Raw genomic sequence first — 13,226 nt, 5'->3', positions numbered from 1 at the left:
TTTATGCCGATTTCCAGTTGTTTGGCAGTCGCCGCAAGCCGCATGACATCAGATACATTTGGGATACCAAGCGGGTATCGACCGTTCAGGACGTCCACTCGCGTTTGCCCACGCTCCATAAACAGAACAGATGGCTCATAAACCAAATCGCAATCCGCTTTGCATACGTAGTGGCAGCGATAGCACGTCGCTATACTGATATCGAAAACCGAGTAAGCCCCGCTATTCATGAGCAACAACGAACTTCTCAACCTGTCGCAACTGCGCGCGTTCCGGCTTGTCGCCGATACGGGCAGCGCGACGCGTGCCGCCGCCACGCTCTTTCGCGCCCAGTCGGCCATTACGCGTTCCGTGCAGGAGCTGGAAGCAGCACTCGGCGAGCCGCTGTTCGACCGCAGCCCCTCGGGCATGCTCCCGACACCGGTCGGCCGTGCTGTCCTGAAGCGTTGCGAGCGGATTTTTGCCGAGCTGGAAGAACTTGCGCAGTGGTGCTCGGCCAAACAGGCACGCCGCCGGCCTGCGGCGGAAGGCGCGTTGCCGGCGTATCTGCTCAACACGCGGCGGCTTCAGTTGTTTATCGCGCTCGCACGCCATCGGCACATGCCGAGCGCAGCCAAAACCTTCGGTATCAGCCAGCCCGCGGTAAGCACCGCGATTCGCGTGCTGGAAAGCGGCGCCGGTCTGACGCTGTTTCATCGCAGCCCGCGCGGCATCCTGCTCACAACGGAAGGCGAAACGTTTCTGCTGCGCGTGCGCCGCGCGCTGAACGAGTTAAGGCATGTACCCGACGATATCGCGGCAACGCACGGCAAGATCCAGGGCACCGTGACGGTCGGCGCGTTGCCGCTCGGACGCACGTTGATCCTGCCCAGAGCGATAGCGCGAATGATCAAGGACAATCCGGGCGTGCATACCGTCACGAACGAAAGCGCCTACGAGGCACTCGTCGCAGACCTGCGCGCGGGCGATATCGACTTTATCCTTGGCGCCCTGCGTGACAATGACGCGTCGAGTGGTCTGAAAAACGAGCGTCTGATGTCGTCGGATATGGCGCTGCTGGTGCGCCGCGATCATCCGCTCGCGCACATGAGCAATCTGACCATCGTGGATTTGCGTGGCGCGCAATGGGTGCTGCCGCGAAGCAATGCACCCGCTCGTGCGCTCTTCGAGGCGCAGTTCAAGCGGATCAAAGTGAAGCCGCCCATGCCGACCGTGGAGACCGCGGACCTTGCCGTCATTCGCGGCTTGCTATTCGACACGGACATGATCGCGGCACTGTCGGCCCATCAATTGCATCTGGAGATCGAATCCGGACAATTGGCGGTTCTCGATGTCAAGCTGCACAATACCCGGCGCGACATCGGGCTGACCATGCGTTCAACAGGCAACCCGTCTCCCGCTGCGCGAGCGTTGATCGATTCAATCCGCCTCTCCGTTGTCGACGTTGCGCGCACAATCGGCAACTGAAATCCGCCTACTCGCGATTCGAGGTACCGGCTTTCGCTCAATTCCTGATCGATTGCACGAACCATTCGCGCGGTAGCGGCACGCCGAGCTTCTCGCGCACCGCTTCCCGATAGACATGGCCGCCGACCGCCGCGAACTGAACACCCCAGTTGCCGACCGTATAGTAAAACGTGATCTGGCGGTCGTCGGTTCGCCCAGGCGCGCGGCCCGAAATCACATCGGTATAGATCGGCCAATGCGTCGTGTCGACACGCGCGCCATGTGAAACCGGCAAGCGCGCGCGTTCCTCAGCGGAGCCGCCGACGAACGCATTCGGGCTCCCCGAAATATGCTGGCTGAAGCGCTCGCTCTCCGCCATCGGCAGCGGTTCGCGGCCCTGTGCAATCGTGACGTCGAAACGGGCCGCGACTTTTGCGTCGAATTCGCGCGGCGTCAACGCAACGACGTGCATGCCCGGTTCGAGCCACGCGGCATCGAGCACGGGTGTCATGCTGTCGGTGCAGGTCGCGACGATATCGGCGCCGCGCACCGCGGTTTCGGGCGCATCGACGGCCGTAATCTGAATGCCGAGCCGCGCGCTCATCCGCTGCGCAAAACGGTGGCGATTGTCCGCACTGCGGCTGAACACGCGCACGCTTTGCAGATCGCGCACGGCCGCCAACGCTTCGAGAAAAGTTTCGGCCATGCCGCCCGAGCCGATCATACCGACCGAATGCGCGTCCGCGCGTGCCAGTAGCCGCGTGCCGAGCCCCGCCGCGCCGCCCACCCGCATGTGCTGCAGATGGCCGTCGTTGAGGATCGCGAGCGGCGCGCCGTCCGCCGTGCTGAATAGCACGACGAGCCCGCAATAGGTGCCCGGCTCGATGCAAAACTTCTGCTCGCTGCCGCCGCGCGGCCACACCATCACGTCCGATTTGAGCCGCACGGCCAGCACGCCATCGGTCGCGCCGTCGACGGAACCGAAACGGTAATAGCCGTCATCACGCGCGGATGGCATGTACGTGTCGATACGCGGCCGGCCAATCGACGCACCGGTCAGAAGGCCTGCGAACGCACGCTCCTGCACGTCGATGCAGTCCCGCATTGTGAGCAGACGCGCAACGCATTCGTTGTCGATCAGCAGCATCGTTAGCGCGCTCCACGTACGAGCGCCGCCGCGCCTGCGCCCGCGCGTCGGCCGAATACGACGCCTGCGACAAGGCCCGTGCCGCTGCCATAGTTGTGATAGTACAAACCGCCGACGATCTCGCCAGCCGCATACAAGCCGCGCACCGGCTGACCGGATACATCGAGCACTTCCGCCGCGGTCGACACTTTCAGTCCACCGAATGTGAAGGTCACGCCAGTCGTCACGCCATAGGCTTCATAAGGCGGCGTATCGAGCCTGTTGGCCCAGTTGGTCTTGTCGATCGCCAGCCCTTGCGTGCGCAAGCCATCGTGCACATTCGGATTGAACGGCACATCGGGACGCGCGGCATCGTTATACGCGCGCACCGTCCGCAGAAAACCCTCAGGATCGACACCGGTCAGCCTGGTCGACAGTTCTTCGAGCGTATTCGCGGTTTCTTTCGTGATGCGCGCAATCCGGTATTCGTCGCGCAGCAGTTTCACCACTTTCTGATCGAACACCTGCCATGCGAAAAGACCCGGCTGCTTCAGCACTTCATGACCGTATTTCGCGTACGTAAAACTATGGAAATCCAGCCCTTCGTCGAGAAAGCGTTCGCCCTTTGCATTGACGAGAATACCGAACGGATAGTTGTGTTTCTGGAAGCGGTCGCCGATCGTCAGATCGCCATACTCGGGCGCGTTCATATCCCACTGCACCGCATGCGCGCCGGACCAGTGGCCGGTCACCGCCGCGCCCACGTCCATCGCCATCCGGTGACCCCAGCCGGTGTTGTAGCGCGTGCCGCGCACTTTCGCGAGATCCCAGTTCGGCCCGAGATAGCGCGCCCGCATTTCCGCGTTCGATTCGAAGCCGCCGCATGCCAGCACAACCGCTTTCGCACGGATCTCGATCTGCTTGCCCTGATGCAGCGCGCGCACGCCCTGAATGCCGCCGCCGTCGTACAGCAGGCTCATCGCCTGCGTTTGATAGACGACGCCAATGCCGGCATTCTCCAGCGCCTTATGCAGCGTCTCGACCAGATGCGTGCCGCCGCCGAGGATATGGCACGCGAGTCCGCCCCAGAAACGAAACTTGCCTTCAACGCGAAACGCCTGCCGCCCCAGCGCCGGCTGGAACCGCACGCCATGCTTTTTGAGCCATAGCGCGGCCTCGTAGCTGTTTTCGATCAACACGTCGGTGAGTTCGGGGTCCGCGCGGTATTCGGTGAGGCGGCCGATATCGTCGAAATATTGTTCGCGCGTATAAGTCCCGAAGTCGATGTTCGGCAGATCGAGTTCCGCGATATCGGGCGCGAGCTTCAACAGATCGTCGACGGAATCGTAGACGAAGCGGAATGCCCCGCCGGTAAATGCGGAATTGCCGCCGCGTGCGTCGGCGGGCGCGCTTTCGAGCAAGGCGACACTCGCGCCGCCTTCGTGCGCGGCGAGCGCCGCATTCGCGGCCGCGTTGCCCGCGCCGATCACGAGCACGTCGATACCGTTGAGTTCTTCAGGTGACATCGGATGAATCTCCTTGAAATAAAGCGATCAGTGGCGCGGATAGTCGGCAAGCGACGGCATCGACGCTGCCGGACCGCCCGCCGCATCGACGGCCGGATTGAGGGTTTCGAGGCTGCGGCCGGTCGTGCGCGGACCGAACGCGAGTGTGATCAGCGCGGTGAGAAACCACGCGCCGGCGATGTACATGAACACCGTCACGTAGCCGTAGTTCGTATAGATCGCCGCGACGATAAACGCATTCGCGACATTCGCGAGGCGCCCCGCGCCATACGTCAGGCCGGTCGCGCTGGTGCGCACTCCGGTCGGAAACTGCTCGGGCGTGTACGAGTAAAGCAAGGTCGCGAAGGTTTGCGTCAGCATGCCGACCGCGAAGCCGAACGTGACGATCAGGACCGGCGTGAAGCTCAGGCCGTACAACAAGCCAAACCCCGCGATCAGCAACGCGACCACCGCGATCAGATGCTTGCGCTCGAAGCGGTCCGCCGGATACACGGCGAGCAACGCGCCCAGCGGCGCGCCGACATTGATCAACGTGAAGTACGTGAGGCTGCGCGCGATCGTGATGCCGTGATGCACGAGCAACGTCGGCACCCACGCTTCGAAGCCATAAAAGCCGATGGTCTGCAGCAGCCAGATCGCGCACAGTGTCAGCGTGCGGCGGCGGTAGACGCGATTGAACATGGTGGTCCACGGCTCGCGCACTTCCTGCGGACGCGTGACGACTTCGGGCTCGCTCAGCGTGTGACCGTCGGCCACCGCGCGCGCTTCCATCGCGGAGAGCGCCTGTTCGGCTTCATCGAAACGGCCTGCACGAGCGCTCCAGCGCGGCGACTCGGGCAAGCGCCGCGCGAGCAGCGGAAACACAATGCCGAGCGCGCCCCACACGAATACCCAGCGCCAGCCATGCGGACCATACGGCACGAGCAGCCGCGCGACGAAATTCGTCATTGGAATTGCGCACAGGTTGACCACCATCGCCCACGATTGCCAGGTGCCGCGCGAGCGCGCCGGAAACATTTCGGCGATATAAACCATCACGGTCACCATGCCGGCTGAAATACCGAAACCGGTCACGACTCGGGCGGCAAACAGATAGGCCACACTCGGCACCGCCGCGGTCGCAAGCGAGCCGAGCGACGAAATCATCACGAACAGGATCAGTGAGCGTTTGCGTCCCAGCCGGTCCGACAGCATGCCGCCGAGCGTCGCGCCGAAGAACATGCCGATGAAACTCGCCGACGTGATCAACGCGATTTCGTTGATCGCGATGTGCCAGTGCGTGATCAGCGCAGGCGCGGCGGATGCGAACGTGTTGATGTCGCAGCTTTCGAAGAACAGCGGAATCGCGAACAGGAACATCCATTCGCGGTGCAATCGCGAGGTCGGCAACCGGTCGACGCGCGCGGCGACGAGTGAATCGTTCATGGCTTGTCTCCTTCGTTCCCAACGGTCGTTGCCGCTGGTTTGATGTCGATGCCTAGTTGCGCAGCCCCGCTTCCAGCAGCGCCGATAGCGTGGCGAGATCGTCCAGCTCGTCGATACGCCACAGCATCGCGAGCGCGTCGGCGCTGGCCGTATCGGTCAGCACATGTTTCGCGCAATCGAGAAACTTCGCCTCGATCCGCGAGTTCGGCAGCGGGTTGGCCGACGTGCGCCCCGCGGCGCTCGCAACACGTTTTGCAAAGCGCCGGCCGTCGCGCATGTCGACGACGATCTCGGCGCCGAAATGATCGGGCTGCTGGTCAGCCTGTGGATCGGGGGCGGCGATCACACGCTTCATCAGGGCGCGGATCGCCGCCTCGGCGTACGCCTCGCCTTCGAAATCGGATAGCACCACACGCCTCTGCGCCAACGCACGCGCGACACAATACTGAACGCTGAATTTCGCATCGAGCGCGCTGTTCGGCTCAGGGCGATTCGTATGCTGCAACCGGCGCGGATGCGTAAACGACAGCACGCGCTCGACATCCTGCGGTTTCAGATCGTGTTCGGCGGCCAGCAGCAACATCGCGTCGATCGCCGGATGCGTGCTGCCGCAGCATGGGTACTGCTTGATCGCAATGCCCGGCTCGACGATATCCAGCGGATCGGCCCAATGGCTCACTGCCGCATCCGCGTCGTAGTTGTTCGCGCCGTTGTAGACGTTGAAAAATCCTTGCCGGTGTTCGAATGCCGTATCGCCCGCGGTAAAGCCTTCGCGCGCCAGCAATGCTGCAACGAGGCCGTTACGCGAAGCGTGTCCGACATGCAGCGGTTTAGTCATCGTGCCGAAATTGGCCTTCACACCCGATGCGAACGACGCGGCAATCGACAACGCAGTCGCCGTCTGCAACGCATCCAGTTCAAGCAGACGCGCCGAGCCGGCGCATGCGCCAAATACGCCGAGCGTTGCAGTCGGATGCCAGCCTTTGTCGTAGTGGTGAAAATTCACCGCGTGCGCGAGACGCGCCTGCGCTTCGAAAGCCGCGACGTATGCGGTCAACAGATCGCGTCCGCTCGCATGCCGCTCATCGGCAAGCGCGAATAGTGCGGGCAGAATCGGCGCCGACGGGTGGCCGCCGAGCGTGTTGCTGCAATCGTCGAAATCGAGTGCGTGCGCGGCGGTGCCGTTGACGAACGCGGCATCGGTCGGACGGATGCGTTCGCGCCGGCCGAACAACAGTGCGTCGCCAGTCGATGGTGTGGCCACGGCGCGCGCCATCCGCGCGCACGGTTCGGGCGACCCCGCAAGCGTCACACCAACCGTATCGGCAATGCCGATGCGTGCCCAGTGCCGCGCTGCGTCGGACACATCGGCGAATGAAAAAGCGGCGATTCGCGCGCCGAGTATTTGCGCGATGCTCATAGACGAACTCCTTGCGGCGCGGCGTCGAGCCATTGCAAATCGGTTTCGTGTTCGAGCGCGTCGAGCCGCTCGAACAGCGTGGCAGCGCGATCGCCGAGCCGGCGGGTCAACCGCATGAATTTGGCGCGTAGTTGCGCGAGGTCCAGCGGGTCGCTCGGGCATCCGGGAAAATCAGTCTGCGCCTGTTCGTACACTGCGCCGTTGTCGAGCATGATGCGTGTCAGTGTAGAAAGACCGGTTCTGTCGCTCGGTACAATCTCGACGCGTTGCGCGAGCTCGCGTACCGCAGGATCGTCGAGCAAGGTCGCACCAAACGTGGCCGGATCGTCGGCGTCGTGCAGCAACGCGGCAGCCACGCAGAATGGCACGCTGTACTGCGCGAGCACCTGATCGTGCGGCGCCTTGATGTCGTGATTCGCCGCGAGCCGCGCTGCGCCTTCGATACGAATCGAAGCGATGCGGCGGCCATCGCTCCGCCGTGCATCGATATCGTGTTCGGCGCGCAATCTCTGCGCGGCAAACACCGGCGTATGCGCGACGATGTGACAGGCGTAGCGTTTGAGGCATAGCGTCAGCGTTTCATACTGCTCGCCGAGTCCGGCAGTCAAACGCGATGCGTCCGCACTTTCGCAATAGGCGTGCAAGAATCCGTACTTTCCTTCGAGAACACTGGACGGTCCATCGAAACCGGCCTTCACGAGCCGCGCTGCGGTCACGCCGGCTTGTGCCGCGCGCCCGAGATGGATCCGTTTGACCAGACCGCCATCACCGCTCTTCGCAAACTCGAGCAGGCCGCCGCCGAGCGAGCCGGCGATGCCTAGCGCTCGGCATAGTTCGCCGGCATTCAGCCCGGCAAGCCGGCCGGCGACAATCGCCGCGCCGAATGGCCCCGTCAATCCCGGCGCATGGAAGCCGCGCGCCTCGGCGGAATGCTGGGTCGCATTGCCGATCCTGAACAGCACTTCGATGCCCGCAACCAGCGCCGTCAGCAATTCGCTGCCCGATGCACCCGACGCCTGGGCCGCCGCCAATGCCGCGGGCACGAGCGCCGCACCGGGATGCACGCCGCTGCCAGGCTGCCGCAAGCTGTCGAGTTCGGCGGCATGCGTGAGGACGCCGCCCGCAAACGCCGCCGCTTCCGGCGCGACCCGTCTCGCACTTCCCAGGATCGCGCAAGGTCCGGCCGCCGCGTCTTCGCTATAACGCAGCGCGGCCTGCCCTGCCGCGACGTCATGTCCGTACACCGCGGCGCCGATCGCATCGATCAGGCAGTCTTTCGCGCGCCGCACCACCTGGTCGGGCAACTGCCCGACACGCAGCGCGCTCGCATACTCCGACAGCACTCGCGCCGCGAACGGCGCGCCGTGCGAACTGGACGGCATAAGCAACGGTCTCCTTTTTTCTAGTGCGCTTCGTCGTCGATAATCGAGCGATGCCGTGTTTCCGGCATCAGCAGATAAGTGACGAGCGATACGGCCGCGCACGCGCTGACGTAATAGAAAAACCACGCCTCGTGTCCGGCGTTTTTCAGCCGCAACGCGAGAAATTCGGTAGTGCCGCCCATCACCGACGACACCACCGCAAACGGCAACCCGACACCGAGCGCACGCACTTTGGCCGGGAACAGTTCGGATTTGACCAGCCAGTGAATCGACGAGAAGCCGCTCAGAATCGCAAGCGCGCCCAGATTCAAGGCAAATGCGGTGAGCGCGCTATGCGTGGCGCCGAGCGCATGCATCAGCGGCACGGTGAGGAACGTCCCGCCAATGCCGAAGATCAGCATTACCGGCCGCCTTCCGATCAGATCCGATAGCAAACCGAAGAGCGGTTGGAACACCATATAGATTACGAGCGCGACGGTCGTAATCAGCGTCGCCTCGTTGCGGCTGAAACCGGTCGTGTTGACCATGAACTTCTGCAGATAAATCGTGAACGTATAGAACGCAACCGTGCCGCCTACGCTGATGCCGATCGTCCATAAGGTTTGCCGCCGATGCTTGACCAGCAGCACGAGCAGGCTGCCGCGCTCAGCCTGTTGCGTAGCGCCGCCGGTGTCGTGCCGTTCGAACGCATCGGTCTCCGCAATGCCGCGGCGTAGATACAGGGCAAACACCGCCAGCACGCCACCGATCGCGAACGGAATGCGCCAGCCCCACTCTTCGAGTTGCGTCGGCGTGAGTATGAGTCTCTGCAGCACGAGCATCAACGCGAGCGCCACCAGTTGCCCCATCACCACGGTGACCTGCACGAAGCCGACAAAAAATCCACGCCGCCCGGTCGGCGCCATTTCGCTCAGATAGGTCGCGCTCGTGCCGGCCTCGCCGCCCATGCTGAAGCCTTGCAGCAGGCGCGCGCACACGAGCACCGCGGGCGCGGCGACACCGATCGTCGCGTAAGTCGGCGTCAGCGCGACGATCAACGAGCCGACGCTCATCATCGCCACCGAGAGGCTCAACGCGACGCGCCGTCCACGCCGGTCCGCGAGCGCGCCGATCGCCCAGCTGCCGAGCGGCCGCACCACATAGCCGATGGCAGCCACGGCCGCCGCGTTCAGCAGTTGCGCGGTCTGGCTGCCGCCCGGAAAGAACGCCTTGCTGAAGTAGATCGAGAAGATCGAGTACGCAAGAAAGTCGTACCACTCGATCACATTGCCCGCGCTGCCGCCGATGATCGAACGCAGCCGCGTGCGGCGTTCGCTTTTCGATGCGGGCAGGTTCAATGTGCGAGGCGTCGCGGACATGATTCGCGCCTTATGCGGTAACGGCGGTGACAGGCGTCACGGCGATACCGGTGGCAAGCAGGCGCGCCAGTTCGCTCGCATCCGGCATCGTTTCGGCATGCAGCACCCAGTCGACGATACGTTGCACGTGCGCGGCGTCGATCCGGTGGCCGGCCAGCTTTTTCATTTTGTCGACGATCTCTTCGGCGCTCGCAAACGCGTGCTCACTGCCGCGCTGCGCCTCGACCGTTTGCTCCAGATGCGTGCCGTCGCGCAGGAACACGTCGACACGCACCATATGCCTGAATGTCGAACCGCGCGCCGTGATCGCCGGATCCTCGATCACCTGCACGCGCTCGGCGAGCGTCATGCGCTGCGGGTCCGCGACCTTGTCTTCGGTGAACTGGTCGACGAATACGTCACCGTCGAGCAGCAGCGTCGCGACGCAATAGGGCAGATTCAGTTGCGCCGACGTCAGCCCTTGCGGCACATATTTCCAGCCGACGTGATCGACCGTCACGCGCGAGCCGTGCACGACAATCCGCTCGATATCGGAAGCATCAAATGGATGGCGGCCCTGCATCACGCGAATCGCGTCGAGTGTCGTGTGGTTGCTGCCGACGCACGAATAGAACTTCAGCGCAATGCGCATTGTCTCGAAGCGCTCACCGAGGCCGTCGACGAGTTGCGACAGATCGAAGCGATCGTCCGAACGCGAAAACGTGCTGCAAAAACCGCCGTAAGGACTTTCAAAAACATCGACGATGCCGGTAAAACCGTTCTGCGCGAGCAACGCCCCGTACAGGCCGCTTTGCGCAGCACGCCCCGCATGCATCCGTTTGACCATCGCACCGAACTGCGCGGCCATCAGCCCCGCCGCCTGCGTGCCGCCAATGCCGAGCGCGTGCACGGTCTGCTCCACATTCAACTTCAGCGCGGCAGCCGCGCCCGCTGCCGCGGAAAACACGCCGACCGTCGCGCCCGAATGCCAGCCTTGCGCGATATGCTCCGGTCCCATACACATGCCTACACGCGGACCTATTTCGTAGCCCGCCACGCAGGCGCGCAGAAAATCACGGCCGCTCATATGCTGCAGTTCGGCAACCGCCAGCACCGCCGGCAACGTCACCGCGCCGACATGCAGCACGCCGATGCGATGCACGTCGTCCAGTTCGAAACTCTGCACCAGCGTGCCGTTGACGAGCGCCGCATGCGGCGCCGACAGCTTCAGCGACGTGCCCCACACGGTACTGCCCTGGGTGCTGTCGACGCGGCTCAGCGTGTCGGCAAGAATCCTGCTCCACGGCAACGCGGCGCCATAGATAGCACAACCGAGCGAATCGAGTATCAGCAGCTTGATGCGTTCGAGCACAGGCGCGGGTATCGCGTCGTAGTGCAAGCCTGCGACGAAAGCGGCGACCCCGCCGGTATAAGGGTTTGTGCCAATGTCGTTGTGCTGGTTCATCGGGGTGTTCGCCGTAGTCATTGTCGTGCGTTCAGTATCAGCAGCATCGGCGGATTTGTGAATTGCACAACACGTGATTATTATTGCGTCACACGCAATAGTTGGCGGACTACGATGAATCAGTTTCCCGGGGTCGATCTGGATGCGCTGCGAGCGTTTGTCGCGGTGGCGTCGCACGGTTCCTTTCATGATGCCGCGATCGAATTGAGCCTGTCGGCATCGGCTTTGACGCGGCGCATCAAACGGCTCGAAGAAGCGCTCGACGTGATCCTGTTCGAGCGCACCACGCGCAATGTCGTGATGACGCAGGCGGGCCAACTGCTTCTGCCTCGCGCGCAGAGCGTGCTGCGTGAACTGGAGGCGTCGCTGCAACTCGTCACCGAAGCGAGCCGCCGCCACTCGGGGCAATTGACGATTGCGTGCATCCCGACGGTCGCCAAATTCCTGCTGCCGAAAATCATCGGCAACTATCACCGGCGGCGCCCCGAAGTGCGTTTGCGGCTGATCGAAACGAATCTGGCCGCCGTGACGCGCCGCGTCTCGGATGGCGACGCGGAGTTCGGCATTGCTTTTCTGGTAAACGAAACGCCTGAACTCGCCATCGACGAACTGCTCACCGATCCCTATGTGCTCGCGTGCCCCGTCGATCATCCGCTTGCCGCGCGCGAAACCGTCGCATGGTCGGAGTTGCGGCCGTGGCCCCTGATCGTGTCCGGCACGACGAGCGGCAATCGCCGGATGCTCGATGCCGCGCTCAGGGATATCGACTGGCGGCCTGAGCGGCTGATCGAGATCGAGCATCTGACCACGTCGTTGGGTCTGGTCGAAGCCGGCCTCGGCATTTCGATCATTCCACGCTGTGCAATGCCGCGCGACGCGCAAGCGCGGATCGCCATTCGCCCGCTCGTCGAGCCGACGGTGGCGCGCATCATCGGTCTGATCCGCCGGCGCGAGGGAACGCTGTCGCCGGTGGCGCGCGATTTCAGGCTGACGTTGCGGCGGATGGCGCCGCTTGATTCGTCCTACCTGTCCGGGGAATAAAGCGTATGCGCTTTGTCCCGCGCGTACGGCTCGCCCATGTCAAGCACGCTTTCGTTAAAGCCAGTGCCCGGCTGAACAACCGCGCCGAGAAACAGTCATCAGGCAACACATGAGCGCGAGCGCTGCATGCGTAGCTTGCGTGGCTTTCGCGATCTGAACGCACGCAAGCTTTCCTATCGAGCGTCGGACCGGTCCGACAACGCTCCGCACTGAAGCGCCATCTCCAGCGTGCATCGCCCTACCGCAAACAACTCGACGAACGCTTTACCGTGTGGCGTCGTTTCGCCGAGCCTGGATAATCTGTCAAAGAAGCACGATGACACTGTCGAAGTCGCTTCTCACCCTTGCGAAGCCGTATACAAACCGTATACTCGCGATATAACTCTCGTGAGATAGCGTGAACACTTCCCCCTCTTCAAGCCCCGAAAAACTGGGCGAACTGGCTTACCAGACCTTGCGCCGGATGATTCTCGACAAGGCATTGCGCAGCGGCGGCCCTGTCGTCGAAGGCCGCCTCGCCGAAGAACTCAACATCTCCCGCACGCCAATGCGAGAAGCATTGCTGCGCCTCGAAGGCGAAGGCCTTCTGGTGCGCGCGGGCGCGCGCTCGTATTCGGTGCGCTTCGTTAGCGCTCAGGAGTATTTTCAGGCAATGAAAGTGCGCGAATTGCTGGAGGCAGAAGCGATCGGCCTTGCAATCGGAAAGATCGACAAGAAGATCGTTCAGCAACTGATCAAGAAGATCAAGGCACTCAGTAGCGGCCAGCAGGAACAGGCGCACTGGCAGCTGGACGACCAGGTGCATACGATGATGGCGCGCGCCAGCGGCAACGACGTGCTCGCGCATATGATCGATCTGGTGCGCACCAATAGCCGGCTGTTCGAACTGGTGACGCCGTTCAATCGTATCGAAGAAGACCGCGCGGAACACCTCGCGATCCTCGAAGCGTATCTGGCCGACGACGCCGAAGCGTCGCGCGCCGCCGTCCGTACGCATTTGCAGAATCTGCGCCGCTTCGTGCTCGACCGGCTTGCGGAAGGCACGTACAACTAGGCCG

Annotated in this window: 10 protein-coding genes and 1 pseudogene; 4 read left to right on the top strand and 7 right to left on the bottom strand. The window is 63.1% G+C overall.

Features of this window, described 5'->3' with window-relative positions; genetic code table 11:
- Nucleotides 1-228: 228 nt before the first annotated feature.
- Nucleotides 229-1,467, top strand: a complete 1,239-nt coding sequence (locus tag ACOSV0_RS23600; protein ID WP_434114164.1) for a LysR family transcriptional regulator — start codon at nucleotides 229-231, stop codon at nucleotides 1,465-1,467.
- Nucleotides 1,468-1,504: 37 nt separating this feature from the next.
- Here the strand turns inward: ACOSV0_RS23600 and ACOSV0_RS23595 are convergent, their stop codons facing one another.
- From ACOSV0_RS23595 to ACOSV0_RS23565, 7 genes are read right to left on the bottom strand one after another with little or no spacing between them, the layout of a single operon-like run.
- Entirely contained in the window at nucleotides 1,505-2,593 is a 1,089-nt protein-coding gene (locus ACOSV0_RS23595) for an ornithine cyclodeaminase family protein (protein ID WP_434114162.1), read from the bottom strand.
- Between the two features lie 2 nt (nucleotides 2,594-2,595).
- The gene (tcuA, locus tag ACOSV0_RS23590) at nucleotides 2,596-4,098 is read right to left on the bottom strand and encodes an FAD-dependent tricarballylate dehydrogenase TcuA (RefSeq protein ID WP_434114160.1); all 1,503 of its coding nucleotides are present in this window, start codon (nucleotides 4,096-4,098) and stop codon (nucleotides 2,596-2,598) included.
- Nucleotides 4,099-4,125: 27 nt separating this feature from the next.
- The gene (locus tag ACOSV0_RS23585; RefSeq protein WP_434114158.1) at nucleotides 4,126-5,523 is read right to left on the bottom strand and encodes an MFS transporter; all 1,398 of its coding nucleotides are present in this window, start codon (nucleotides 5,521-5,523) and stop codon (nucleotides 4,126-4,128) included.
- Nucleotides 5,524-5,575: 52 nt separating this feature from the next.
- Entirely contained in the window at nucleotides 5,576-6,943 is a 1,368-nt protein-coding gene (locus ACOSV0_RS23580; protein WP_434114155.1) for an MmgE/PrpD family protein, read from the bottom strand.
- Entirely contained in the window at nucleotides 6,940-8,325 is a 1,386-nt protein-coding gene (locus ACOSV0_RS23575; RefSeq protein WP_434114153.1) for an MmgE/PrpD family protein, read from the bottom strand. Before ACOSV0_RS23575 ends, ACOSV0_RS23580 begins: the two co-directional genes overlap by 4 nt.
- A 20-nt stretch (nucleotides 8,326-8,345) precedes the next feature.
- Nucleotides 8,346-9,683: an MFS transporter gene (locus ACOSV0_RS23570; protein WP_434114150.1), complete on the bottom strand. Its 1,338-nt coding sequence runs from the start codon at nucleotides 9,681-9,683 to the stop codon at nucleotides 8,346-8,348.
- Between the two features lie 10 nt (nucleotides 9,684-9,693).
- Nucleotides 9,694-11,127: an MmgE/PrpD family protein gene (locus ACOSV0_RS23565; RefSeq protein WP_434114149.1), complete on the bottom strand. Its 1,434-nt coding sequence runs from the start codon at nucleotides 11,125-11,127 to the stop codon at nucleotides 9,694-9,696.
- A gap of 114 nt (nucleotides 11,128-11,241) precedes the next feature.
- Between ACOSV0_RS23565 and ACOSV0_RS23560 the strand changes: the two genes are divergently transcribed.
- The 3 genes and pseudogenes from ACOSV0_RS23560 to ACOSV0_RS23550 all read left to right on the top strand — a co-directional run bounded on the left by ACOSV0_RS23560 (nucleotide 11,242) and on the right by ACOSV0_RS23550 (nucleotide 13,222).
- Nucleotides 11,242-12,168 carry a LysR family transcriptional regulator gene (locus tag ACOSV0_RS23560; protein WP_434114146.1) on the top strand — a complete coding sequence of 309 codons (927 nt, stop codon included), beginning with the start codon at nucleotides 11,242-11,244 and terminating at the stop codon, nucleotides 12,166-12,168.
- 29 nt (nucleotides 12,169-12,197) lie between these two features.
- Nucleotides 12,198-12,467: pseudogene (locus ACOSV0_RS23555) on the top strand (IS6 family transposase); the annotation flags it as partial.
- 98 nt (nucleotides 12,468-12,565) lie between these two features.
- Nucleotides 12,566-13,222, top strand: coding sequence for a GntR family transcriptional regulator (locus ACOSV0_RS23550; protein WP_434114144.1), 657 nt, complete (start codon nucleotides 12,566-12,568; stop codon nucleotides 13,220-13,222).
- Nucleotides 13,223-13,226: the final 4 nt, after the last annotated feature.

It is taken from the genome of Paraburkholderia caffeinilytica, assembly GCF_051027425.1.
Lineage (GTDB): Bacteria > Pseudomonadota > Gammaproteobacteria > Burkholderiales > Burkholderiaceae > Paraburkholderia > Paraburkholderia caffeinilytica_A.
Note: the sequence above shows the minus strand (reverse complement) of the source record. Positions and strands in the feature narration are given on the sequence as shown.

Bases quoted from the DNA above. Each gene is read 5' to 3' on its own strand.
- ACOSV0_RS23600 (WP_434114164.1), top strand. From the start codon at position 229: ATGAGCAACAACGAACTTCTCAACCTGTCGCAACTGCGCGCGTTCCGG.
- ACOSV0_RS23595 (WP_434114162.1), bottom strand. From the start codon at position 2,593: ATGCTGCTGATCGACAACGAATGCGTTGCGCGTCTGCTCACAATGCGG.
- tcuA (WP_434114160.1), bottom strand. From the start codon at position 4,098: ATGTCACCTGAAGAACTCAACGGTATCGACGTGCTCGTGATCGGCGCG.
- ACOSV0_RS23585 (WP_434114158.1), bottom strand. From the start codon at position 5,523: ATGAACGATTCACTCGTCGCCGCGCGCGTCGACCGGTTGCCGACCTCG.
- ACOSV0_RS23580 (WP_434114155.1), bottom strand. From the start codon at position 6,943: ATGAGCATCGCGCAAATACTCGGCGCGCGAATCGCCGCTTTTTCATTC.
- ACOSV0_RS23575 (WP_434114153.1), bottom strand. From the start codon at position 8,325: ATGCCGTCCAGTTCGCACGGCGCGCCGTTCGCGGCGCGAGTGCTGTCG.
- ACOSV0_RS23570 (WP_434114150.1), bottom strand. From the start codon at position 9,683: ATGTCCGCGACGCCTCGCACATTGAACCTGCCCGCATCGAAAAGCGAA.
- ACOSV0_RS23565 (WP_434114149.1), bottom strand. From the start codon at position 11,127: ATGAACCAGCACAACGACATTGGCACAAACCCTTATACCGGCGGGGTC.
- ACOSV0_RS23560 (WP_434114146.1), top strand. From the start codon at position 11,242: ATGAATCAGTTTCCCGGGGTCGATCTGGATGCGCTGCGAGCGTTTGTC.